The organism is Sporosarcina ureae (genome assembly GCF_002101375.1).
GTDB classification, from domain to species: domain Bacteria; phylum Bacillota; class Bacilli; order Bacillales_A; family Planococcaceae; genus Sporosarcina; species Sporosarcina ureae_B.
Map to the genome: position 1 here is coordinate 656,163 of NZ_CP015207.1, position 25,016 is coordinate 681,178.

23 protein-coding genes and 2 other annotated features are annotated in these 25,016 nt (G+C 41.4%); of the genes, 1 reads left to right on the forward strand and 22 read right to left on the reverse strand.

Annotation, left to right across the window (positions count from 1 at the left end):
• Positions 1-47 precede the first annotated feature (47 nt).
• The 19 genes from rplT to citZ all read right to left on the reverse strand — a co-directional run bounded on the left by rplT (position 48) and on the right by citZ (position 20,653).
• Positions 48-407, reverse strand: coding sequence for a 50S ribosomal protein L20 (gene rplT / locus SporoP8_RS03180; RefSeq protein ID WP_085131190.1), 360 nt, complete (start codon positions 405-407; stop codon positions 48-50).
• Positions 408-449: 42 nt separating this feature from the next.
• Positions 450-650 (reverse strand): 50S ribosomal protein L35, encoded by a 201-nt coding sequence (rpmI, locus tag SporoP8_RS03185; protein ID WP_085131191.1) that lies wholly within the window; start codon positions 648-650, stop codon positions 450-452.
• Between the two features lie 32 nt (positions 651-682).
• Positions 683-1,189, reverse strand: coding sequence for a translation initiation factor IF-3 (infC, locus tag SporoP8_RS03190; RefSeq protein ID WP_143560400.1), 507 nt, complete (start codon positions 1,187-1,189; stop codon positions 683-685).
• 100 nt (positions 1,190-1,289) lie between these two features.
• Positions 1,290-1,436: a sequence feature (ribosomal protein L20 leader region), on the reverse strand.
• Between the two features lie 344 nt (positions 1,437-1,780).
• Positions 1,781-3,715 (reverse strand): threonine--tRNA ligase, encoded by a 1,935-nt coding sequence (gene thrS / locus SporoP8_RS03195; protein ID WP_085131193.1) that lies wholly within the window; start codon positions 3,713-3,715, stop codon positions 1,781-1,783.
• A 46-nt stretch (positions 3,716-3,761) separates the two neighbouring features.
• Positions 3,762-3,993, reverse strand: a binding site (T-box leader).
• Positions 3,994-4,095: 102 nt separating this feature from the next.
• Positions 4,096-5,037 carry a primosomal protein DnaI gene (gene dnaI, locus SporoP8_RS03200; RefSeq protein ID WP_085131194.1) on the reverse strand — a complete coding sequence of 314 codons (942 nt, stop codon included), beginning with the start codon at positions 5,035-5,037 and terminating at the stop codon, positions 4,096-4,098.
• 1 nt (position 5,038) lies between these two features.
• Positions 5,039-6,400, reverse strand: coding sequence for a replication initiation and membrane attachment family protein (locus SporoP8_RS03205; RefSeq protein ID WP_085131195.1), 1,362 nt, complete (start codon positions 6,398-6,400; stop codon positions 5,039-5,041).
• 33 nt (positions 6,401-6,433) lie between these two features.
• Positions 6,434-6,901 carry a transcriptional regulator NrdR gene (nrdR, locus tag SporoP8_RS03210; RefSeq protein ID WP_085131196.1) on the reverse strand — a complete coding sequence of 156 codons (468 nt, stop codon included), beginning with the start codon at positions 6,899-6,901 and terminating at the stop codon, positions 6,434-6,436.
• A 115-nt stretch (positions 6,902-7,016) separates the two neighbouring features.
• Positions 7,017-8,039 carry a glyceraldehyde-3-phosphate dehydrogenase gene (locus tag SporoP8_RS03215; RefSeq protein ID WP_085131197.1) on the reverse strand — a complete coding sequence of 341 codons (1,023 nt, stop codon included), beginning with the start codon at positions 8,037-8,039 and terminating at the stop codon, positions 7,017-7,019.
• Between the two features lie 122 nt (positions 8,040-8,161).
• Positions 8,162-8,761, reverse strand: a complete 600-nt coding sequence (coaE, locus tag SporoP8_RS03220; protein ID WP_085131198.1) for a dephospho-CoA kinase — start codon at positions 8,759-8,761, stop codon at positions 8,162-8,164.
• A gap of 12 nt (positions 8,762-8,773) precedes the next feature.
• Complete coding sequence (gene mutM, locus SporoP8_RS03225; RefSeq protein ID WP_085131199.1) at positions 8,774-9,646, reverse strand: bifunctional DNA-formamidopyrimidine glycosylase/DNA-(apurinic or apyrimidinic site) lyase; 873 nt, start codon at positions 9,644-9,646, stop codon at positions 8,774-8,776.
• A 9-nt stretch (positions 9,647-9,655) separates the two neighbouring features.
• Positions 9,656-12,280 carry a DNA polymerase I gene (gene polA / locus SporoP8_RS03230; protein ID WP_085133540.1) on the reverse strand — a complete coding sequence of 875 codons (2,625 nt, stop codon included), beginning with the start codon at positions 12,278-12,280 and terminating at the stop codon, positions 9,656-9,658.
• Positions 12,281-12,378: 98 nt separating this feature from the next.
• Complete coding sequence (hflC, locus tag SporoP8_RS03235) at positions 12,379-13,404, reverse strand: protease modulator HflC (RefSeq protein WP_085131200.1); 1,026 nt, start codon at positions 13,402-13,404, stop codon at positions 12,379-12,381.
• Positions 13,401-14,378 carry an FtsH protease activity modulator HflK gene (gene hflK / locus SporoP8_RS03240; RefSeq protein ID WP_085131201.1) on the reverse strand — a complete coding sequence of 326 codons (978 nt, stop codon included), beginning with the start codon at positions 14,376-14,378 and terminating at the stop codon, positions 13,401-13,403. Before hflK ends, hflC begins: the two co-directional genes overlap by 4 nt.
• 69 nt (positions 14,379-14,447) lie before the next feature.
• Positions 14,448-15,863: a two-component system histidine kinase PnpS gene (gene pnpS / locus SporoP8_RS03245; RefSeq protein WP_085131202.1), complete on the reverse strand. Its 1,416-nt coding sequence runs from the start codon at positions 15,861-15,863 to the stop codon at positions 14,448-14,450.
• A complete protein-coding gene (locus SporoP8_RS03250) occupies positions 15,864-16,565 on the reverse strand; it encodes a response regulator transcription factor (RefSeq protein WP_085131203.1) in 702 nt (233 codons plus the stop codon).
• Entirely contained in the window at positions 16,555-17,040 is a 486-nt protein-coding gene (locus SporoP8_RS03255) for a MaoC/PaaZ C-terminal domain-containing protein (protein ID WP_085131204.1), read from the reverse strand. The genes SporoP8_RS03250 and SporoP8_RS03255 overlap by 11 nt, the downstream gene beginning before the upstream one ends.
• 149 nt (positions 17,041-17,189) lie before the next feature.
• Entirely contained in the window at positions 17,190-18,128 is a 939-nt protein-coding gene (gene mdh / locus SporoP8_RS03260; RefSeq protein ID WP_085131205.1) for a malate dehydrogenase, read from the reverse strand.
• A 69-nt stretch (positions 18,129-18,197) separates the two neighbouring features.
• On the reverse strand, positions 18,198-19,466 hold the full coding sequence (gene icd / locus SporoP8_RS03265) for an NADP-dependent isocitrate dehydrogenase (RefSeq protein WP_085131206.1): 1,269 nt from the start codon (positions 19,464-19,466) through the stop codon (positions 18,198-18,200).
• Positions 19,467-19,537: 71 nt separating this feature from the next.
• Positions 19,538-20,653, reverse strand: coding sequence for a citrate synthase (citZ, locus tag SporoP8_RS03270; RefSeq protein ID WP_085131207.1), 1,116 nt, complete (start codon positions 20,651-20,653; stop codon positions 19,538-19,540).
• Positions 20,654-20,836: 183 nt separating this feature from the next.
• Between citZ and SporoP8_RS03275 the strand changes: the two genes are divergently transcribed.
• Positions 20,837-21,802, forward strand: coding sequence for an AI-2E family transporter (locus tag SporoP8_RS03275; RefSeq protein WP_085131208.1), 966 nt, complete (start codon positions 20,837-20,839; stop codon positions 21,800-21,802).
• Here SporoP8_RS03275 and SporoP8_RS03280 read toward each other — a convergent pair.
• The 3 genes from SporoP8_RS03280 to pfkA are packed head-to-tail and all read right to left on the reverse strand — an operon-like array spanning position 21,795 to position 24,992.
• Positions 21,795-22,178: an FxsA family protein gene (locus SporoP8_RS03280; RefSeq protein ID WP_085131209.1), complete on the reverse strand. Its 384-nt coding sequence runs from the start codon at positions 22,176-22,178 to the stop codon at positions 21,795-21,797. The two genes, SporoP8_RS03275 and SporoP8_RS03280, sit on opposite strands and share 8 nt — an antisense overlap.
• Positions 22,179-22,233: 55 nt before the next feature.
• Positions 22,234-23,994 carry a pyruvate kinase gene (pyk, locus tag SporoP8_RS03285; RefSeq protein WP_085131210.1) on the reverse strand — a complete coding sequence of 587 codons (1,761 nt, stop codon included), beginning with the start codon at positions 23,992-23,994 and terminating at the stop codon, positions 22,234-22,236.
• Between the two features lie 38 nt (positions 23,995-24,032).
• The gene (pfkA, locus tag SporoP8_RS03290) at positions 24,033-24,992 is read right to left on the reverse strand and encodes a 6-phosphofructokinase (RefSeq protein ID WP_085131211.1); all 960 of its coding nucleotides are present in this window, start codon (positions 24,990-24,992) and stop codon (positions 24,033-24,035) included.
• Between the last annotated feature and the right edge of the window lie 24 nt (positions 24,993-25,016).

Genomic DNA, 25,016 nt, shown 5'->3' on the forward strand with positions numbered 1-25,016 from the left:
TTTCATTTCCATATAAGAATGAAAACGAAAGTGGATTTTGGTTCATCTTATTTTGCTACAGATTTTTTTGCTGTCTCTGCAAGTTGTGCAAATGCTGATGCATCTGTCACTGCAAGTTCTGCAAGCATCTTACGGTTAACATCGATGCCAGCTACTTTCAAGCCGTGCATTAATGTGCTGTATGAAATACCATTCACACGAGCAGCCGCGTTGATACGTGTAATCCATAGTCTACGGAAGTCACGTTTTTTGTTACGACGATCACGGTAAGCATAGTTATAAGATTTCATTACCTGTTGGTTTGCTACCTTATAAAGTCTATGTTTTGAACCGAAATAACCTTTTGCTAATTTCAATACTTTTTTATGACGCTTGCGCGTTACTGTTCCACCTTTTACGCGTGGCATAGTGCATTACCTCCTGCTTATCCTATAAGTGTGTGTTCGATCTTACTTCATGTTTGTTAGCATTTCGCGAATACGCTTGTAATCGCCTGAAGAAACTAGTGAAGACTTACGTAAGTGACGCTTAGCCTTCGTAGATTTGTTAGCAAATAGGTGACTTGTGTAAGCACGGCCACGTTTTAATTTACCAGATCCAGTTCTTTTGAAACGTTTCGCGGAACCGCGGTGAGTTTTCATTTTTGGCATGTTCTGTTCCTCCTAAATTGTTCGTGTTACTGTTACTGTTTCTCGGCAAGTGGGGCAAGTATTAAGAACATGCTCCGACCTTCCATTTTGGGTTTAACTTCAACAGTTGCTACTTCTTTGCAAGCTTCTGCAAAGCGATCAAGTACTCGTTGGCCAATTTCTTTATGCGTAATCGCACGACCGCGGAAACGAATCGAAGCTTTCACCTTATCCCCATTTTCAAGGAACTTGATTCCGTTACGAAGTTTCGTTTGGAAATCATGCTCATCAATTGTAGGGCTAAGTCGAACTTCTTTTACGTTGATGATCTTTTGGTTCTTACGTACTTCACGCTCTTTCTTTTGCTGTTCGAACTTGAACTTTCCATGGTCCATAACACGAGCTACTGGGGGCTTCGCTTGTGGAGCAACAAGAACTAAGTCCAGGTTTGCTTGAGCAGCAATTTCTAAAGCTTCATTACGTGTTTTGATACCGAGTTGTTCGCCGTTGTGATCGATTAATCGCAACTCACGTGCTCTGATACCATCATTTACGTACATGTCTTTGCTAATAGTAATCCACCTCCGAATATTGTCTCGTGAATACACGTTTTGGTATATCGGAAATTCCGATTTAAAGTCCCATAGGTCTATCCATTTTACAAAATAAAAAAAGTAGACAAATATGATTTGTCTACCCGCGTAAGTATACTATGCTCGTACGCATAGTTATAAACTTATTGTGCTAACCTGGCAACAACTTCATTGCGTCGATCAGGTGAGAAGCGGGTAGCCTCTTCTTATACCACAAACTGTATTCAGTTAACCTTATTAATAATAACATCTTTAGTATCAAGTGTCAATAACTCTGCAAATCTCATTGTCGGATGCACAGGTTATGTTTGAATTAATTCAACTTTTAAAGTATAGCGTATTATAAATGGGATTGCAACTACTTTTTTTCAGCATTTTTGAAAAGCCGAATGAAAACAGCTTTAAATCCACTTTGACGCATGTTTTTGGCTTCTCCCATGAAACTAGCCAGGAAGATCTTCCTGGCTGTCTCTTTGCTACGCTGACTGTTTGTATGAAGCCTTTAGAAGTGGGAAGACTCGATTTAAAAAACGGATCTACGTTACTTACTTCTTTCTATTAGTCTTTCTTCACGTCTTTTTTAATTAACTCAAGGAACGCGTCGAATGACATGCTTTCAGAATTTTGTTCACCGTATTTACGAACATTGACTTCGCCGGCTTCCATTTCACGATCTCCTAGAACAAGCATATAAGGAACCTTTTGTACTTGTGCTTCACGGATCTTATAACCAATCTTCTCGTCTCGGCTGTCCACATCTACTCGGAACCCAGCCATTATCAGTTTCTCTTTTACGTCCTCTGCATAATCAAAGTGAACGTCAGGTGATACTGGGATAAGTTCTACCTGAATTGGTGCTAACCATGTTGGGAAAGCTCCTTTGTATTCTTCAATTAAGAAGGCAACAAATCGTTCCATTGTTGACACAACGCCTCTATGGATTACGACTGGACGATGTTGCTTGCCGTCTTCTCCGATATACGTGAGGTCGAAGCGCTCAGGTAATAAGAAGTCCAGTTGTGCAGTGGAAAGTGTTTCTTCCATTCCAATCGCTGTTTTTACTTGTACATCCAATTTCGGACCGTAGAATGCTGCCTCGCCTTCTTCTTCTGTATACGGAAGCCCCATCTCATCCATCGCTTCTTTTAACATAGCTTGTGCGCGTTCCCACATTTCATCGTCATCAAAGTATTTCGTTGTATCTTCAGGATCGCGATACGATAGACGGAATGAATAATCTTTAATATTGAAGTCTTTATACACTTCGATGATCAACAAGACGACACGTTTAAACTCTTCTTTAATCTGATCAGGCCGCACGAAGATATGCGCATCGTTCAATGTCATTCCACGTACGCGCTGAAGACCGGAAAGCGCTCCGGACATTTCATAGCGGTGCATAGTGCCGAGTTCTGCCAAACGAAGAGGCAAGTTACGGTACGAATGAATCCCATTTTTGTAAATCATCATGTGATGAGGGCAGTTCATTGGACGTAAAACCAGATCTTCGTTGTCCATGCTCATTGTTGGGAACATGCCATCTTGATAGTGATCCCAGTGACCTGACGTTTTGTAGAGCTCTACACTTCCAAGTACCGGAGTATAGACGTGCTGATAGCCTAGTCTTTCTTCTTTATCCACAATATAACGCTCTACTACGCGTCGAATTGTAGCGCCTTTTGGCAACCAGAGCGGAAGACCTTGTCCGACTTTTTGTGAGTTCGTAAAGAGATTCAGTTCTTTACCGATTTTACGGTGATCTCGTTCTTTCGCTTCTTCGAGCATACGCAAGTGTTCTTTTAGCTCGTCTTTTTTGAAGAAAGCTGTTCCGTAAATACGTTGAAGCATTTTGTTATCAGAGTTCCCTCTCCAATAAGCGCCGGCAATGCTTAACAATTTAAATTCTTTTAGTTTACCTGTAGACGGGACATGGATACCACGGCATAAGTCGAAAAATTCACCTTGTTCATAGATCGACACTTGTTGATCTTCAGGAATCGCTTCAAGAAGTTCCAATTTGTATTCATCGTCAATTTCTTTAAAGCGCTTTTCGGCTTCTGCACGCGATACATCGTGACGAATGATCGGCAAGTTTTCGCCAATGATGCGTTTCATTTCTTTTTCTAATTCTGGTAGATCTTCTGCTGTGATGGGTGTAGGTGAATCGATATCATAATAGAACCCATTTTCGATAGTAGGACCTATTCCAAGTTTCGCATCCGGGAATTTGCGTTTGACGGCTTGTGCTAAAAGGTGAGCCGTACTATGGCGCAGAATTTCCAATGCTTCATCTGAAGTTGGAGTAATGATACTAATATCTCCATCTGCATGGATTGGTGATTTCAAATCGATCAGCTGATCTCCGATTTTCCCTGCCAATGCGCTTTTACGCAATCCAGGACTGATGGAGCCTGCAATTTCTTCTGTAGTAACACCGTCTTCAAATTCTTTTACTGCTCCATCTGGAAATGTTAAATGAATATTTTCTGGCATGTGTATGACTCCCTTTCTTTTTTTGAACGCAAAAAAGCCTCATCCCTAAAGGGACGAGGCTTGAGCTCGTGGTTCCACCCTTCTTCCTTCCATTCGCAAAAACGCGAAAAGACCGAAGCTTTCGATCGGCTAACGGGCCGTTACCGTCATCAGCTACTCAATTTCACTGATGCTGCTCGGAGGTGGTACATTTATCTTCTGCCTACAAGGGTTTCAGCCATGCCCCTGTTCTCTGGAAAGGTGAAAAAATAAATTATTGTCCTCTTCGATGCATTGTAATATGTTATGAATGTTGAACTGTGTAATAGTATAGAAAAGTCTGAGCGTAATTGCAAGTATAATTTAGTAATTCTTTCAACAAAACCATTTTCTAAGAAAGATTAATCTCGCCAGTTCTCCCCGCCCAGTTTGAATGGCTGGCTGACCATGCGGATTCTCTCCATAATTCGTGCAGCTTTAATCGGCTCTTTTTCCCCGCGCTGACTCGTTGTCAGATGATGTTCTAATTCCGTATAATCAAAATTAGATGTGAAGAATACAGGGAGCTTTTCCGCCATACGGTACTGCAAAATCGTGCCTAGCACTTCATCGCGTGTCCACGTTGACATGGTCTCTGCCCCTATATCATCCAGCATCAAGACAGGAGCCCTTTTTACAAACTCTATTTTTTCGTCCAATGTTTGGTTTTGGATAGATTGCTTCATTTCACGCAGAAACTCCGGCACATACACTACAACAGTCTGAATACGTCTAGTTGCCAGTTCATTCGCCAACGCACCTAAAATGAATGATTTTCCAATACCGAAGTTACCGAATAAATAGAAGCCTCTTTCAGGGACTTTACCGGTAGACTCAATTTGATTCAGGAAGTCTTTCGCAGCGCGCATTACAATCACGCGACTATCTTCAGAGAGGAAGTTCACGTCAGACAGGCGCGCTTCCATCACTTCTTTAGGCATGTACATACTGTTCACCATTTTCGAGATGTTTCTACGTTCATCTTCCAATTGCTTAGTTGGACAGACTACGTAATCAATATCAATAAGGCGCTGTGAGATGACTAATTTCGGCTCAAAGCCTTTCATGACATTAATACATCCATCGAGATTCGGACAGCGCTCACATGCGTGAGAAGCCGTTGTGAATTCATATAATTTACCTAGACTGCGGTTGACCACTTCTGTATTGACTTCATCGGAATGATCGCTAATAAATTTTTGTACAGCCGGGTCTTCCATCACTTCCGTTCGAAGCTCGTCGTATTTCTGGGCTAATGAAGGAGCATTCACTACGCGTTTCATCGCATCCCCAATTCGTTCCATGTTATTTCACCTCTGATTCTTGAATCCCCAATTCTTTCAATAACTTCTGGCGTTCTTCTTCCACATTGAAGTCATCAGGCTTTTCGGATTTCTTATTCTTTTTATCGCGCTTGGAAAACCATTCTGGAACTTTTTCTTCCCGGGTCGGCTTTCGACTTCTAGGCGTCGATTGCTTCCCTTCTTTAAGCCATTTCATGTATTGATCATGTTCTTCTCTTGATAATTTCAAGGCTGTTTTAGCATCATTTACTTGTTTATTCGCCCAATGGGAAGCAATGCGTTCCACAAAACTACTAGTGATTTTTCCATCATTACGTAGCATGACATATTGTAGCAAGACATTGACGACACCCACTGGGAATTTATGCAGATTGATTAATCGTTCAGCAAGCTGAATATCTACAAGGAATGGTTCTTTTTTACTTACTTTACGTAACATCTCTTTTGGTGGTGTATGTTCCAAATAAAATAGCAATTCTTCGTCACGACTCATATTTTCTTTAGGCTCTTCGTCGACTACCGGTTGTGTAAACACCGACTGTAATTTTGGTGGTTGCTTTGATGTATTCATCTTATAAAACTCCGCAGCTGCCTTACGAACTCTTTCTTCTGTCAGCTGATGGTTTTCGTCCATTGCAATCATCACGACTTTTTGCATATCAAGCGGACTGAGTGAATACAAGAAAGCTAGCATCGCGATCATTTCTTGAGAAATAGAACGCAGAGAAGCTTTAGGAATCATTTGATCGGATAGTCCGTTATAAAATAAATCAAAATTAAAATTCAATACGTAAAACGGTATGCCAGGAGGCTCACTTTTCCCTTGAAATTGCATACCTGCAGTCAATTCCATCGCCTGATCGCCTCTTGCTGGTTTATAGACATCTAAAAACGTCCGTGATATATCTTGATACTCATCTTTTGCAATAGGTTTCACTAAAAACCGGTCACGCAACTGCCGGTAGGGCTGTTCTCCGATTTTACTGAATAAAAATGTAGACAAAAGCGGATCGTTGAAGAAAGAAGATGCATCGAGCGGCGGTAATAGCTCGTATAGGAAAGACCGCTTATCTATTTCTTGTTTTTTCTTATACGTACGTAATAATCCAATAGCTTCCAATGAAATCCTCGCTTCAAAAATGGATTGAAGTGGGAAAGAAGACATATTCATCAAATAATAGTGGGTATGTTCTTGCGGTTCCTTGCTTTCCGCATCTGTCCAAAGAGTCATAAACAGACTGATCGCCTCGGGACCGATAAGTGGCTGATAAAATAGCGTTAGCATCTGCCGATCATACGCAGAAAAAGGATGTGCTAACTTTACTTCGAAGGAATCGACAGGCTGCAACTCGGTATAAAGCATTTAAACAATCGCCTCCCCTTCTAGATCAACAACTTACTCTTGTTCATCTTTCCTGTTTTGCAATTGTTGCAACTCGTCTATAAAGATGGTGATGTCTTTGTAGTGGCGGTAGACAGACGCAAATCGTACATATGCCACTTCATCCACATCCACTAATCGTTCCATCACCATTTCTCCTACTTGTTCGGAATCTATTTCGACATTTCCTGAGCTTCTTAGTTCTTTTTCGATAGAAGCCACGATATCTTTTAATTGTTCGATCGGTACCGCACGTTTTTCACAAGCACGAATTAATCCTCTCAGCAACTTTTCACTGCTGAATTCTTCTCGCGTCTTATCTTTCTTTACGACAACTAACGGAGAATGCTCTACTTTTTCAAAAGTCGTGAAACGAAAACTACATTTTTCGCATTCACGTCTTCGTCGAATGGAGCGGTTTTCTTCCGCAGGCCGTGAATCTATTACACGTGTACCGTTGTAGTGACAAGCTGGACATAACATAGTTAGTTCCTCCGCATTTCATTAGTACTTTTCATTATAACAGAAACTATCCATACAACAACAAACGGACACAGAAAAGCACTTCATCCCATAAGATGAAGTGCCAATTCGTTCATTAAGAAGTTACTTTGTCCGTTAATGCAGAAGCGACTTTTTTCGCCAATTGCACAACACGTGCTGAATAACCCCATTCATTATCATACCAAGCAAGCACTTTGATTTTACGATCGCCCATGACGATAGTAGAAAGGCCGTCAAGTGTTGCGGATTCTGTTGTCGTATTGAAATCGATCGATACAAGAGGCTCTGTAGTAAAGCGAAGAATGCCTTTCATCGGGCCTTCTGCTGCTTTGCGGAACGCGTTGTTCACTTCTTCAACCGTTACATCTTTTTCTACGTCCACTACCAAGTCCACAAGGGATACATTCGGTGTCGGAATACGCAATGCCAAACCATGAATCTTTCCTTCAAGCTCAGGGAGTACAAGAGACAAAGCTTTTGCAGCACCTGTTGAAGTAGGAATGATGGACTCTCCGCAAGAACGCGCGCGACGCAAATCTTTATGGGGATTGTCCAGGTTCTTCTGATCATTCGTATATGCATGGACAGTTGTCATTAAGCCATTTACAATACCGAATTCATCATTCAATACTTTTGCAACTGGCGCTAAACAATTTGTTGTACAACTAGCATTAGAAATTACACTTTGTTTAGTAACGTCTAATTTGTCGTCATTCACTCCGATCACAACGGTTACGTCTTCATTTTTACCTGGTGCTGTTAAAATTACTTTCTTTGCACCGGATTCCAAATGAAGTGCTGCTTTGTCACGTGAGTTGAATACACCTGTTGATTCTATAACGATATCTACACCAAGTTCTTTCCAAGGTAATTTCGAAGGGTCACGCTCAGAAATTAACTGTACACGTTTGCCGTCGATAATGATCGCGTTTTCTTCCGCTACGATTTCACCATCGAAAACTCCGTGTGTGGAGTCATATTTCAAGAGATGTGCAATCGTTTCAGCTGGATATGTCGCATTGACAGCAACTAGATTCACATCATCTTCTTTAATAATCTGGCGGAATACCATCCGTCCAATACGGCCGAGTCCGTTAATTGCAATTTTTGTAGTCATTAAAGGGATCCTCCTGCATGTATGTTATACTTTATATCTTTAATCGTTCATTAGTATAACACATTTTATCATTATGCCAACACTATTACACAATAAATTTACAAATTAATTCCCTCTATCATTTATCTCGGCACAGCTTGCCAGTTTTCAAGGATTGCATCCAACTGCTTTTCGGTTTCTTCCAATGTATCGTTGTTATAAATAACCGCGTCAGCGCCTTGTTCTTTAATATTCATATCTAACTGGGACGCGATTCTGGCAGCCGCTTCTTGTTCTGTCCATTCATTGCGAGCCATCAGTCTCTGCTTTTGAATTTGCTTCGTGACCGACACGACGACGATCTTCTCCACATACTCCTGAAGTTTACTTTCAAAAAGTAATGGGATGTCCATAATGACGGTTTGATAGCCTTGTGTAACGTAGTCTTCTCTCTGACTGATCATTCGTCCTCTAATTGCAGGATGCATCAATTCATTTAACTGTCGCCGTTTCACTTCATCGCCAAAAATAATGGCGCCAAGCTGTTCGCGATTTAGTGTACCATCTTCACGTACTACTTCTTCACCGAATGTCTGTTGGATTTTATCAAGTAATGGGCTGCCTGGCTCAACAACTTCCCTCGCGATTACATCCGCATCGACAATAGGGTAACCTTTTTCACGCAACATGTTGGCTACCGTACTTTTCCCGCTTGCAATACTTCCCGTCAATCCGATAATCATGTGCACCACTCCTTATTTTTGGCATGCTGGACAATAGACAGATGTTCTGCCTGCAATCTGCTTACTTTTAGTCGGTGTATCGCATGCTACACATGTTTTTTTACCGTACATATGCAGTCGATCCTGCATCGTTCCCGCGTTGCCGTTCACTGAACGATAATCAGATATTGTACTGCCCCCTGCGTCGATACTTTCTTGCAAAACACGTACAATCTCTTCAAACAATAAAATTTTACGCTTCTTGCTAATTCGTTCTGCTGTACGACCCGGATGGATTTTCATATGAAACAGTGCTTCTGTAGCGTAAATATTGCCGCATCCTGAAATGACTTTCCCATCCATGATCACTTCTTTGATAGGTTTTCTTTTATACTTCGGAGTTTCTGCCATCGATAAAAAATGGTCTAGCGCTTCATCGGAAAAAGGTTCGGGTGCCATTTCTAATAAAGGGGGAAAATCTTCTTCCGCCTGTAGTAGACGCATTTCGCCGAATCTTCGTATATCCGAGTAGACGAGTAATCCGCCATCTTCCATTTCTAAAAAGACATGTGCATGTTTCCGAAACTTCTCTTCTGTAATTTCATCAGGAGAGTTTACGACAAACCATGCACCCGTCATGCCAAGATGGCTGACGAGTAAGTATGGTTCATTTCCTTTCAATAGATGAAAATAAATATATTTACTGCGACGTACAATTTTCTCGATTTGCATGTGCTCCATACCGTGAAGAAAGTCGTCCACAGATTTTCCTTTAATAATCGTTTCTTTTCCAGCAGTTTTAGAAATGACCACGGTATCCGATACAGAAAGTCGTTTAACCGTCCGCCCTTCCACGAGCGGTGCAAGATCGCGCACCACTCCTTCTACTTCCGGTAATTCTGGCATATATATCACTCACTTTGTTTCGTACCAAGACTTGCCATAATTCCAATCGACTTTCAACGGAACGTCGAGTTGAATCGTTTGTTCCATGACTTCCGGCACGATTTCTTTTAATTTCTCCAGCTCTTCCATTGGCGCTTCAAAGATCAATTCATCATGCACTTGTAGTAACATACGCGCTTGCATATTTTCTTTTTCAAGTCTGGTATCCATATCGATCATCGCTTGTTTAATGATGTCTGCCGCCGTTCCTTGAATCGGTGTATTCATCGCTGTACGCTCCGCGAAACCTCGCAAGTTGAAATTCGAACTCGTGATATCCGGCAAATAACGTCTACGTTTTAATAGTGTCGTGACATAGCCTTTTAACTTGGCATCCGTAATACTGTCATCCATATACTGTTTGACGCCTGGGAAGCTTGCTAAATACGTATCGATGAATGTCGCTGCTTCTTTCCGGTTAATATTTAAACTCTGTGATAATCCATAATCACTGATGCCGTAGACGATACCAAAGTTGACAGCTTTTGCTGCGCGTCGCATATTGCTATCAACGTCCTCTTCCTTGACACCAAACACGTCCATTGCCGTTTTCGTATGAATGTCCGCACCTTGGCGGAATGCTTCAATTAATTTTTCATCTTGCGAAATATGTGCAAGTACACGCAACTCAATCTGTGAATAGTCGGCCGCAAACATAATCCATTCTGTTTCAGATGGAACGAAAGCTGCGCGTATTTTGCGCCCTTCTTCCAACCGAATCGGGATATTTTGCAAGTTCGGATTGATCGAGCTCAATCTCCCTGTCTGTGTTAAAGCCTGCTGGAATCTCGTGTGAATCTTTCCATCTTCATGAATTTCTTTTGTCAGCCCTTCAATATAGGTTGAGTTTAATTTACCGAGCTGTCTGTATAGTAAAATATGTTGAATGATTTCATGTTCGCTTTCGAGCTTCTCTAGCACATCCGCAGCTGTCGAGTAGCCCGTCTTCGTTTTCTTGATAGGCGTCAAACCGATTTTTTCAAATAAAATGACACCAAGCTGTTTAGGCGAATTAATATTGAATTTCTCGCCAGCCATTTCATAAATCGTCTTCTCAATTATCGCAAGACGTTCCGATAATTGCTCACCAATCGTTCTCAACACACCTACGTCCGTTTTCACACCCGTTACTTCCATTTTCCCAAGTATCTTCGCTAACGGTAATTCCAGGTCATGGAATAAATCTTGCTGTTCATTGTCCGCTAATTGTTTTGTGACGACTGGATACAACTCCCACACCGCATGCGCTTTTCTCGCAGTATGGTTGGCAAGTTGTTCCAATTGCGGCACCGTTCGTTTAGCCCCTTTACCGTAGACCACTTCATCACTTTCTACACCATGATAGCCGAATGACCGTGCAATTTCAGAGACTTCATTTGTCGAGAAGGAAGGATTGACGATGTACGCCGCTAGCATGAGATCGAATTCCGCACCGTTTAGTTCCATGCCAAGTCGTGCAATCGCTGCATACGCTGATTTAGAATCCGAAACATATTTACGTGTTGTCTGGTCTGCCATCCAGTTTCTAAAGAGATCAGATGAAGTCGCTAATTCAGTAGAAATGAAATACGTATCGGTGTCATTCGATAAACCAATACCTAAAATATCTTGAGATAAATAATTATCCCCATCGATCTCGACGTGCAAAGACATCGTGTCCGTCAGCATTTCTGAAGTAATTTCTTCCACGGTATGAACATTGATTTCTTCAAGTGGTTGAACCTCGACCAATACATCCATCTTTTCAAGCAATGATTTAAATTGTAATTCTTTATATAGTTGTATAACTTCTTCTTCATTTCGTCCGATAAAATCCATATCATCCAATGACACCGTAATCGGTGCGTGAACTTCAATCGTCGCGAGTTCTTTACTCATGAATGCTTGGTCTTTATTATTCACGAGGTTCTCTTTCATTTTCTTGGCGGTGATTTGCTCTATCGATTCATAGACATTTTCTACAGAGCCGTATTCCTTCAACAATTTGATGGCAGTTTTTTCGCCAATCCCAGGTACGCCTGGAATATTATCGGACGCATCGCCCATCAAACCTTTCATGTCGATGATCTGCAATGGTGCAAGTCCATATTTTTCCTCGATATGCGCGGGTGTGTATTTTTCAAGATCGGTGATGCCTTTTCTTGTTATACATACCGTCGTCTGATCATTCGCCAGTTGCGTTAAATCTTTATCTCCTGAAATGATAACGACTTCCGCTTCTGCATCACTGCACTCTCTGCTTAATGTTCCGATAATGTCATCCGCTTCATATAAATCAAGTTCATACTGCGTGATGCCGAAAGCTTCAATTAGTTTACGAATATACGGGAACTGTTCCGAAAGCTCGGGTGGTGTTTTTTGACGTCCACCTTTGTATTCTGTATACGTACTATGACGGAATGTGGTTTTACCTGCATCCCATGCTACGATTACGTGCGTTGGTTTTTCATTCGCTAAGATGGTCTCTAACATCATCGTAAAGCCGTATACCGCGTTGGTATGCACACCTTTTTCATTCGTTAATAAAGGTAAAGCAAAAAATGCACGATAGGCTAAGCTATTTCCATCCAATAAGACGACTTTCTTTTTCGTCAAAATCCATCCCACTCCTTCATGTTCGTCACTATAAAAAAACGTCATTTTCATCTAGTTTACCACGTTTGGCAACTCGAATGAAAATGACGCACTTATAATTACTCGATATTGCCGGTTAATAGCTTGGCATATGGAGAATCTGCTGGAAGGATGATCATCGTTTCATCATTCACGACTTTCGTATAGGACTGAAGTGTTCTATACAGTTTGTAGAATTCAGGATCTTTTGCATATGCATCGTTGTATATTTTTGCAGCTTCGGCTTCACCTTGCGCAGTGACGATCGCTGCTTCTTTTTTCGCTTTTGCTAACATTTCCTGAACTTCACGATCTGTTTCCGCTTCAATCTTCTGCTTCGCTGCATCACCCTCTGAAAGATACGATTGTGCAGTCGAATCACGCTCTGAAATCATTCGTGTGTAAATAGATTGTTCGTTTTCTTCAGGTAAATCAATACGTTTCATCCGGACATCTACCACTTTGATACCATAATTCCCATCGTCCAAAAACTTATTGACTTTGGCCGTCACATCATCATTCAAGCTTCCGCGAGAAGAATCTTCATCATTGACAACATTGACGTAATCGAGACGTCCCATTTCATTACGGACTACAGAATAAATGAATTCTTCCATTCTAGCTTCCGCATTGACAATATTACGCGCGTTGGAAATCATTTTGGCGGGATCTGTAATATGCCATATTGCATAGTTATCAATGATGATCCGTTTCTTGTCTTTTGTATTGATTTCCGCTTCTGACACGTTAGACGTCATTCGATTTTTCGGCAACGTACTGACACTTTGAATGAATGGTATTTTCATATTCATTCCAGGCTTTTCGATAATTCGTGTAATCTCACCGAACTGACGGACGACTCGGTACTCATTTTCTTTGACGATAAATAAGTTGGATAACAGAATGACAAGAATCGCAAAAACTACTGTTAGCGAGATAATGAGTTTTGTGTACTTTTTCATATCTAACGCTTTTTTCGGTCGCATCTGCGTCACTTTAGGATCTGATTCCGGTGCCGATTTCTGTGCAGTTCTTTTTTGATCGGTTTCCCCCATCTTCTTGAGGGCCTCTTCTATCTTCTTGAAAGGGTTTTGTTCGTTACTCATGAAGCTTTCCCTCCTTTTTCAGCTGACTTATCCTTTTCTTCCGTTACTGGCGGCTGATCTTTTTGCAGCTGTTGGAGCGGTAAATACTTCATCGTTTCTCCGCTGTCGTTCATGATATAAAGATTTGCTTTAGGTAACACTTGCTCTAGTGTCTCAATGATCAAGCGCTCGCGAGTGATATCTTTACTTTTTGCATATTCATTATACAAATCACTGAATACTGCTACGTCACCACGCGCTTGTTCGATACGTGCCGTCTTTTTTCCTTGCGCTTGGGATTTGATTGCGTCACGTTCACCAATCGCTTCTTTCGTCCTTTGGTTTTCGTACTTTTTCGCTTCGTTAATTTTCGTGTTTTTCGTTTCACGCGCATCTGTTACAGCAGTAAATGCTGCACGGACTTCTGCGTTTGGTAATTCCACGTCTTGCAACTTCACACCTTGTACTGCTATACCAATATCATATTTTTCTACTAAACTAGTTAATAGTTCACGGGTCTTTGCTTCGATTTCCGCTTTTCCATCCGTTAGTGCCGCATCGATTGTGGAACTACCGATGACTGAACGAATAGAGGCAGATGCCGCATCCCTCAAGATTTCAATAGGGTCTTCTGCATTGAATAGATACTTCTTCGGATCCACAATCCGCCACTGCACTGTCAGATCGGTCAGAACGATGTATTCATCCCCTGTAATCATCTTCGTTTCCTTATCCACGATTTCACCTGACTTGTCTTGCTTGTAACCGAAATGAATACTGTATGTTTCCTTTGATACGATTTCTGTCTTCTGAATCGGCCAAGGTAATTTAAAATGTAGACCTGATTCCGTCACAGGTGCGCCAGCTTGACCGAATGAAATGACAACAGCTTGTTCAGATTCGTCTACTGTGTACCACGTAGTAAAGACGATCAATAAAAGTAATAAGCCGGTGATAAACAAACCTAGAGTCACCAGAATTCTTTTTGTGCTCATTTCTGTTCCCCCTTTTCTATGTATGACTACTGTACGGAACAGTAGTCGAGTAAGTTTCATTTTTCTATACTACATTTGTTCATCGGTAGGTAGTTGAACACGGAAAACAGTGCCGACACCCACTTCACTGTCCACTGTGACAGTCCCTTGATGCGCTTCAGCGATGTGTTTCACAATCGCAAGACCAAGTCCTGTACCACCTGATTCCCTGCTTCTCGCACGATCTACGCGGTAAAAACGTTCAAATAGACGCGGCAGTTCTGAAGGCATGATGCCAATCCCTTGATCGCGGACTGTGATTAACACATTTTCTTCTATTTCTTCTACAGAAACTGTTACAATCGTTTTCTCTTGCGAGTAAGCGATGGCATTATTCAATAAGTTCACCATGACTTGCACTAAACGATCATGATCTGCAGGGATGATTAATTGGTCTGGCATATGCAAATCAATTCGCATATCTTTTTCCTGCACTTTTGCTTGAACGATTTTGACGGATTGCTCCACTACTTCTACCACATCAACAGGGGTTCGTGTAATTTCAAAACTGCCACGCTCCATGCTGGACAATCGCAATAAATCTTCAATCAATAATTGCAGACGATTACTTTCTTTATACATAATCTCTAGGAAATCTCGCTTCATCACAGGATCTTCCACTACACCGTCAAGCAACATTTCTGAAAAACCTTTAATCGACGTAACAGGTGTTTTTAATTCATGGGACACATTCGCCACGAAATCTTTACGTACTTGCTCTAGACGAACCAGCTCTGTCACGTCATGCATGATAATAACGATTCCAAGCCAGTTACCATTTTCACCGATGACAGGTGCTCCGTATACTTCTAAATAACAAACGCCTTCTTTAAGTAAAACTTTGGATTGAAATGAACGTACTTCCTCCGTTAAAAATATCGTTTCTATTTCTCTTTCAATATCTGATGGCAAACCAATATCTTTAAATGTTTTTCCCATTAACTCTTCACCATTGCGATGGAATGTTTCTTCAAACACACGGTTGACTAAGTTGACTGCCCCTTGTCTACCAAACATCAATAGACTGCTACCAATGCTACTGACTAATGTATTTAAACGCTCTTGTTCCATTGCGCGTAGTGCAGCGTTTCCTTGTAATTTCTGCGCGACTTCATTGATGGAACTCATCAGTTGGTGATTGGTCGCAGTGTCTTCATTATGCGCTCGTACCAAATAATTGCCTTGCGCTAATTGATGGATAACACCTGTAAAGTGATCAATTGGCCGGACATATTGCTGAAGGATTTTTGCCATAACAAACATCGTAATAACAAATACTAAAACGAGTGTAAACAGTAAGTAGACCCAATAGGTTTGTTGTATAGTCGCGTCCACATTTTCTCCAAACAAATGAAAAAATTGTCCTAAGATAATTCCTAGCACAATTAATAAAATGGATAAAATGATGGCTGATGCAGTTAAAATTCTTGTGTAATAATACTTCATCTAGTTTTGCTCCCCGAACTTGTAACCGACGCCTCTCATCGTTTTAATATAGCGCGGTTTCCTCGTATTTTCTTCGATTTTATCGCGCAGATGGCTAACATGTACATCCACAATTCTAGAATCTCCCGCAAACTCGTAATTCCAGACCGCTTGTAACAACTGATCTCGAGAGAACACCCGATTCGGATGCTTCATGAAATAAACAAGCAACTCAAATTCTTTCGGTGTGAATTCTAGCGGCTTTTCATCCAAATACACTTCCAAGCGTTCCGGATACACTGTCAGCTGCCCTGCAACCAATTTCTTTTCCTTCATAGGATTGCGCTCACCTGTACGCCTAAGAACTGCACGAACTCTTGCCGCCACTTCACGAGGACTAAAAGGCTTGGTCATATAATCATCGGCACCCATTTCTAGCCCTACGATTTTATCCATCTCTTCTCCTTTAGCAGTCAACATGATGATCGGCGTTTCAATATTCTCTTTTCTCAGCATACGGCAAACTTCTATTCCGTCTATTTTAGGCAACATTAAATCTAGAAGAATCAAATCAGGGTGTTCATCTAATACTTTTTCCACGGCTTCTTCTCCATCATTCGCGAGTACGGTTATATAACCCGCTTGTTGCAATGTGAATTCAAGTAGTTTTTGTATTGACTGTTCATCTTCCACAATCAAAATCTTTTGCTGTTTAATTCCCATCCGCGGATTCCTTTGTTTGCATGAGTTTGGCAGGAAGCTTTTGTGGAGCGATGACCACTACTTCTCCACTCATAATTCGCTCGCCTTCTTGATCGGTTGCATCTACTTGGATGGTTACTTGGTTTGACTGCACTTCAAGTTTTGTAACTTCCAGAACGAATTCAACTATCGAGTAATGATAGACCGGTTTAGGAAAATGTAGTTGTTGATTGATTATATGTGCTCCTGGTCCCGGCATATGTTTCGAAATGGCGGCTGTCACGATACCCGTCAACATAATGGGTGGAACGATCGGCTGTCCGTATATCGTCTCCGCTGCATAATCATGTTGTAAATATAACGGATTGGCATCGTTCGTCAATCCTAGGTATAGCATCAAATCTTTATCTTCTATTTTCTCGGTCAAGTGTAACCTCTCGCCTATTTCTAACTCTGTTATATCTTTCCCTATCAATTTCCGTCTACTTTTCAACAAACAAACCCCTCCTATATTTCTAAAGTCATCCATAAAAAAGCTGAAAATTACTTCAATAATTAAATTATAACAATCCACCCATGAAAAATCGAGTTAACAAGAAAAAAGATCGGACCGCTAGATAGCTGTCCGATCTTCCACCTATAATTTTACGCTAGAACACTCATGACTGTACGTACAGAATCAGCGGACTTTTGAAGCGCCATTTTCTCATCGTCAGTTAATTCAAGTTCTATGATCTTTTCAATACCGTCCGCGCCTAACACCGTAGGAACACCTAAATAAATACCATTCATTCCGTATTCGCCTTCTAGAAATGCAATAGATGGTAATACACGTTTTTGGTCTTTCAAAATCGCTTCTGTCATTTCCACCAATGCAGCAGCCGGCGCATAATATGCGGAACCATTGCCTAATAGATTGACGATTTCAGCGCCACCTTTACGTGTACGTTCTACAATTTCTTCCAGACGACCTGTAGAGATCAAGTTTTCTAGAGGTACACCGCCAGCAGTCGAATAACGAACTAGAGGCACCATATCGTCTCCATGGCCACCTAAAACGAATCCGGTTACATCTTTAACTGATAGATTCAATTCTTGTGCGACAAACGTCCGGAAACGAGCTGTATCCAGTACACCCGATTGACCGATTACACGTTCTTTAGGGAATCCGGATGCTTTGTATACAGTATACGTCATGGCATCCACTGGATTCGTTAGAACGATAATCTTCGTATCAGGAGAATACTTTACAATTTCAGCTGTTACTGATTTCATGACTTTTTGATTTGTCTGTACTAAGTCGTCACGGCTCATTCCAGGTTTACGCGCAATACCCGCAGTAATGACCACTACATCCGAATCTTTTGTATCCTCGTAATTAGATGTACCGATGATGTTGGCATCAAACCCTTGAACCGGACCAGCTTCCAACATGTCCAATGCTTTGCCTTTCGTTGGATTTTCCATTGCTGGAATATCCACGATGACGACATCACATAATTCTTTTTGAGCTAAAAGGAATGCAGTTGTTGCTCCAGTAAAACCAGATCCGATAACCGATACTTTTTTACGCTTCAATGACATGTAAAACTCTCCTTTTTCAGAACAAGATAGTAGAAAGAGGGGGATTCTCATCCCCCTCTTTTGTCATGCTTATAGGTTTTTGATTAGTGCGTCAGCAAATCCAGAAGTGCTTACTTCTTCTGCATTGTCCATTAGACGTGCGAAGTCGTATGTCACTACTTTAGATGCGATAGACTTTTCGATAGAAGCAGTGATTAGATCAGCCGCCTCGTTCCAACCAATATGTTGAAGCATCATAACACCTGAAAGCAATACAGATGAAGGGTTAACTTTATCCAATCCTGCATATTTCGGTGCTGTACCATGAGTTGCTTCAAAGATCGCATGTCCAGACTCGTAGTTAATGTTCGCTCCTGGTGCGATTCCGATTCCGCCTACTTGTGCAGCAAGCGCGTCAGAAACGTAGTCACCGTTCAAGTTCATTGTAGCTACTACGTCAAACTCTTTTGGACGTGTTAGGATTTGTTGCAAGAAGATATCAGCAATTGCATCTTTTACGATGATTTTGCCTGCAGCTTCTGCATCAGATTGTGCTTTATTAGCAGCATCTGTTCCGTCAGCGTCTTTAATACGGTCATATTCTCTCCATGTGAATACTTTGTCGCCGAATTCTTCTTCAGCCAACTCGTATGCCCAGTTCGCGAATGCGCCTTCTGTGAACTTCATGATGTTTCCTTTGTGTACAATCGTCAAAGATTTACGACCTTCTTCAATCGTATAGTTCAATGCTGAACGAACAAGACGCTTTGTACCTTCTTCAGAAATTGGTTTGATACCAAGTCCGGAAGTTTCAGGGAAACGAATATTTTTAACACCTAACTCGGTTTGAAGGAAGTTAATTAATTTTTTCACTTCGTCAGAACCTTCTTGGTACTCAATACCTGCATAGATGTCCTCTGTGTTTTCACGGAAAATAACCATGTCACAATCCTCAGGACGTTTCACGGGTGATGGTACTCCTTGGAAATAACGAACCGGACGCAAGCAAGTGTATAGATCAAGTTCTTGACGTAGTGCTACGTTCAATGAACGGAATCCTCCACCGATTGGTGTAGTAAGTGGTCCTTTAATCGCAATTAGATATTCTTTAATTGTGTCAAGAGTTTCTTTTGGAAGCCAGTCACCAGTTTCGTTGAATGCCTTTTCTCCTGCAAGAACTTCTAACCAATTAATCTTCTTTTTTCCGTCATAAGCTTTTTCAACAGCTGCTTCGATAACACGTGAAGCTGCATGCCAAATATCCGGACCTGTGCCGTCACCTATAATGAAAGGAATCGTTGCGTGATCTGGGACGTTTAAAACACCGTTAGTTACTGTAATCTTTCCTTCGTTAGCCATTATTGATATCCTCCTGAGTTCAAAATCAGTGGGCCGGTATACGAGATACCGCCCCACGAATTTACTATTTTTTATCGTTCATTGATTGGAACATACTTTTGCATGCCTGGTCCAACGTACTCTGCACGTGGGCGGATCAAGCGGTTGTTTTCGTATTGCTCCAGGATATGTGCAATCCATCCTGAAAAACGAGAAACAGCAAAAATAGGTGTGAAAATATCATGATCGATGTCTAATGAATGATATACCGAAGCCGAGTAGAAATCAACATTTGGAGGCAATTTCTTTTCTCCAGTGACAATTGCTTCGATTTTTTCTGACATATTGTACCACTTTTCCTCACCGCGAAGAGTAGTCAATCGCTTAGACATTTCACGTAAATGCTTCGCACGTGGATCACCTTGGCGGTATACACGGTGTCCGAAGCCCATGATTTTTTCTTTGTTAGCTAGCTTTTCACGAATATATGGCTCGACCTTATCTTCATCGCCGATTTCCATTAGCATATTCATAACCGCTTCGTTTGCACCGCCATGTAATGGACCTTTAAGAGCCCCGATTGCAGCAGTAACGCCGGAATACATATCAGATAGAGTAGCTACACATACGCGCGCTGTGAACGTTGATGCGTTCAGTTCGTGGTCTGCATGTAGTACAAGTGCTTTATTGAATGCTTCTTCAGCGATATCAGCAGGCTCTTCCCCAGAAAGCATGTAAAGGAAGTTTGCCGCATAGCTTAAACCTTTTTTAGGTGCTACTGGCTCTTGTCCTTTTCTGATACGTGCGAATGCAGTAACTACCGTTGCAACTTTAGCCTGAAGCTTAACTGCTTTACTGTAGTTTTCTTCTGGTGACATATCTTCCGCTTTTTCATCGTATAATCCTAGAAGTGAGACGGCTGTACGAAGTGCTGCCATTGGATGCACTTTGTCGATTGGATACGTTTTGAAGTGATCTAGAACCCCTTGTGGAACTTCTGCGTTATCTTCTAACTGCTGTTTCAATTCAGCTAGTTCCTTTTCGTTTGGCAAACGTTTGTGCCAAAGTAAATAAACTACTTCTTCAAAACTAGCATTTTCTGCTAAATCATCAATGCCATATCCTACGTATGTAAGAGTGTCATCGATAATGGAACTGATTTGAGTTTGTGCTGCCACGATACCTTCCAAACCTTTTGTTGCTGTCATGATATTCGCTCCTTCTTCCCAGTTTGGTCATCTCCTGAAGCGGAGTGCAGAACGATGACCATCTGCTAAATTATATTTTTATCTAAAACGCTTACAAAGACCATTATAAGCAACTTTAACGGTTTTGTGAATGGTTAAGATGTTTTTTATTTATTATTACCCGAAAGGAATGGACAAATCCGCATGATTTCCGTCGACTCCAAGCGTTTCCAAACCTATGTCCGTCAATGGTTACCGGCTGTATTAATCGTCATTTCTCTCATCGTGATTCCACCCGTAGGATTTGCGATAGTTTTCGCTTTCTTCACTGCTCCGCTCATGAATTCTTTAATTGCCCTTACAAAACTGCCGGCTTTTTTAGCTGCTTTACTCATAATGGGGGTGCTTGCCTCTTTAGTATACACCTTCCTATTCCTATCAATCAATGGATTGATTTCTGTCATTTGGACGATGGAAGATCAATTAGGGGTAATTATCGAAATGATGGATAGTCAAGGATGGAACCTACACGCGGCGGCAGAACAATTTATCCAATTAAGTCATGAAGCGATGGAAGGAATCATTAGTTTACTACAAAGAATGTTCCAGCAGATTTTTAGTACTTTTTTATTTATTATCGCGTACTTCTTCGCATTACGAGAAAGTGCTACCAATCGTTTTTGGTTTTTAGTGTACTTTCCTAAAAACTTCAGACAGGTAGCACGTAGGATTTTCGATAGGTCAAGCCGTTTGATGGGACATTTCTTTTCCGTTCAGATCCGATTATTTTTCATGACGTTTATTCTAATGGCCGCCGGTTTTTGGCTGTTGGATTTCGAGTCCTTCTTAACTAAAGCATTTCTGATTTCATTGGTCGATAGCATTCCATTCCTAGGGATCGGTCTGGTGTTTTTACCGATGATTGCCTTTTCCTTCTATATTGATGACATGCATTCGGCTATTGGCTTATTAGTTCTATACATCATTTTATTAGTGTGTAGGCAAATGATTGAATCCATTCTTTGGGCACATGCATTTAAATTACGCACTGTCCATTCATTTGTCATTACCGCTTGTGCTGTTTATTTATTCGGATTATACGGCATCATGTTTTTACCATTCTTCTTATTTATCGCGTTGAAAGTTAAAGAACATCCTACATTTACATAACACGGATTTGACCGTTGCGTATTTTATTGTAGATCCACTTGACGATAAATGGGTACAGTATTTTGCGCGGGCCACTGAACAATAATACGAATCCAATAATGTCCGTAATAAAACCAGGTATTAGCAATAATAAACCACCTAGTAAAATACACACACTGTCTACTAATGCTTTACCTGGAGTTTCTCTATTGGCCATACGGACTTGTAAATCGCGCCATGCACGAAGCCCTTGTTTCTTCGCTAGATAAGCGCCACCAACTCCCGTTACGACAATAATCAAAATCGTAGGCAGGATACCGAGTGTTTTGCCTGAAACCATTAATAAAGCCAGCTCAGTTGTCGGTACAATAATAAATAATGCTACTAACCATTTCATATAGTGACCTCCAAAAAAGACCGCTTTCTCTTAACGAGAAGCGGTCTGTATATTTTTACAATACTTTTGCGTGACCGTTGTAGATGACGCCACTCGCTGCGTCCATTGTGATGTCACTGCCATTTTTAATAACAGATGTAATATTTTCCACACCTACGATAACAGGTATACCAAGACTCAAACCAACTACCGCGGCATGACTAGTCAAACCGCCCGTTTCTGTAATGATACCTGCGCATCGTTCGAGCGCCGCAAACATATCACGGTCTGTAGAATGTGTAACCATGATGTCGCCTTCTTTAATTTGTGTCAATGCTTCTTGTGAATTCTTGATGATTTTCGCTTTACCGAAAGCAACGTTTTTGCCGATGCCTTGTCCTCGACCGATTAAATCACCGATCACATGTAATTTCATCAAGTTCGTTGTACCCGCTTCACCAACCGGAACCCCCGCTGTGATTATGACTACATCCCCATGCGTTACATATTGGTTTTTCACACTCTCTTCGACTGATTCCTGAAGGATCCCGTCAATGTCGAGCGCTTTCTTTCCAATGATTGGATACACTCCCCAAACTAGTGTTAGTTTATTGGAAATAACTTCAGAACGTGTAACCGCAATAATGGGAACACCTGGACGGTATTTCGCGATCATCGTCGCGGTATGACCACTTTCAGTTGGTGCTAAAATCGCTTTTACATTCAAGTTTAGTGCTGTATAAGCCGCTGCTTGTCCAATTGCCTCTGTCAGATTCCCTTCTTTTTCTCTCGTTCTTGTGGAAACGACAGAATGGAAGTCCATAGATTCTTCAGTAGATAAAGCAATTTTGCACATTACTTTTACAGATTCGACCGGATATAATCCAGCCGCCGTTTCACCCGAAAGCATGATAGCATCCGACCCGTCTAAAATAGCATTGGCTACATCGCTTGCCTCCGCACGTGTAGGACGTGGGTTTCTTTGCATAGAATCCAACATTTGAGTGGCTGTAATAACCGGCTTACCATATTGGTTGCATTTACGAATCATCATTTTTTGTACTAAAGGAACTTCTTCAGCTGGAATTTCTACTCCTAGATCTCCACGAGCAACCATCAGACCATCAGATAATTGCAGGATTGCATCGAGGTTGTCGACACCTTCCTGGTTTTCAATCTTCGGTACGATATGGATATGTCCACCATTATTATTTTCAAGTAGTTCACGGATTTGAATGACGTCAGATGCACGACGTACAAACGAAGCCGCGATAAAATCGACGCCTTGTTCAATACCGAACAAGATATCTTCTTTGTCTTTATCCGTAATTCCCGGTAATTGAACGGAAACATTCGGAACGTTGACGCCTTTATTATCTTTTAAAGGACCGGCGTTGATCACTTTTGTGTGGATCAAACCTTTTTCCGTATCTTTGCCTGTTACTTCAAGTTCAATTAACCCATCATCTAAAAGGACAAACGAACCACGGTCGACATCATGAATTAACTTTTCGTACGTAACAGAAAATGTTTCAGCAGTACCGAGTACTTCTTGCATCGAAATGTCTACTGCTTGTCCACGTACCAATTCGATTTGACCATCTTTCATTTTATGCGTCCGAATTTCAGGACCTTTAGTATCAAGTAAAATTCCTACTACTTTTTCTTTTTCAGCTGCCGCTTTGCGGATTCTTTCGATACGTACTTTATGCTCTTCTTGGGTGCCATGGGAGAAGTTCAGGCGTGCTACGTTCATCCCTGCGTCAATCAGCTTTAAAAGTCCATCATATGATTCACTTGCCGGGCCGATTGTACACACAATTTTTGTCTTTCTCACTACTTATCGCTCCTCTGCGTCATGTCGACTCTGACTAATTAGATAGATAATGTTTCTGCCAAATCCACTAATGACAAGTCCAACTTTTCTCGTTTAATAAAGACTTCTTCTAAATTATAGTCTACCACTTTATGATTTCTCATACCAACAGCAGAACTTTTCTTTCCTGACAATAATATTTCAACAGCTCTTGCGCCGTATTGACTGGCTATTACTCGATCACGTGCCGATGGCGAGCCACCACGTTGTATATGTCCTAAAATGGATACACGAGTTTCGACGCCCGCTTCTTTTTTCAAGATTTCTGCCAGTTGCGTAGCGGACATCATACCTTCAGCTAGTACGATAATACTGTGTTTTTTACCGCGATCTGTACTGTTCTTGAGGCGATTAACAATCGAGTGTACGTCAAATGGCTTCTCAGGTAGGATAATCGATTCTGCCCCTCCACCAAGACCTGCCCATAATGCTAAATCACCTGCGTCACGGCCCATTACTTCAATAATAAAAGAACGTTCATGCGATGTGGCAGTGTCTCGGATTTTATCGATTGCTTCGACTACAGTATTCAATGCCGTATCAAACCCGATCGTGAATTCTGTACCGGTAATATCGTTATCAATTGTAGCAGGTACACACGCGCAAGGAACACCCAATTTAACGAGTTCATTGGCTCCCTTGAATGACCCATCTCCACCAATGACAACTAATCCTTCTATCGCGTGAAGCTTGATTTGCTCCAACGCTTTGGCACGACCTTCTTCCGTCATGAACTCCGGACATCTTGCAGATCGCAATATCGTTCCGCCACGCTGAATGATATCTCCGACTGAACCCAGTTGAAATTGTTCGATTTTACCGTCAATCAACCCTTGATAGCCATTGAACACACCGGAAACTTCTACTCCTTCAAAAAGGGCTTTCCTGACCACGGAACGAATTGCCGCATTCATTCCTGGCGCGTCGCCACCACTCGTTAAGACCGCAATTTTTTTCATGTCGATCCCATCCTTTAATCATGA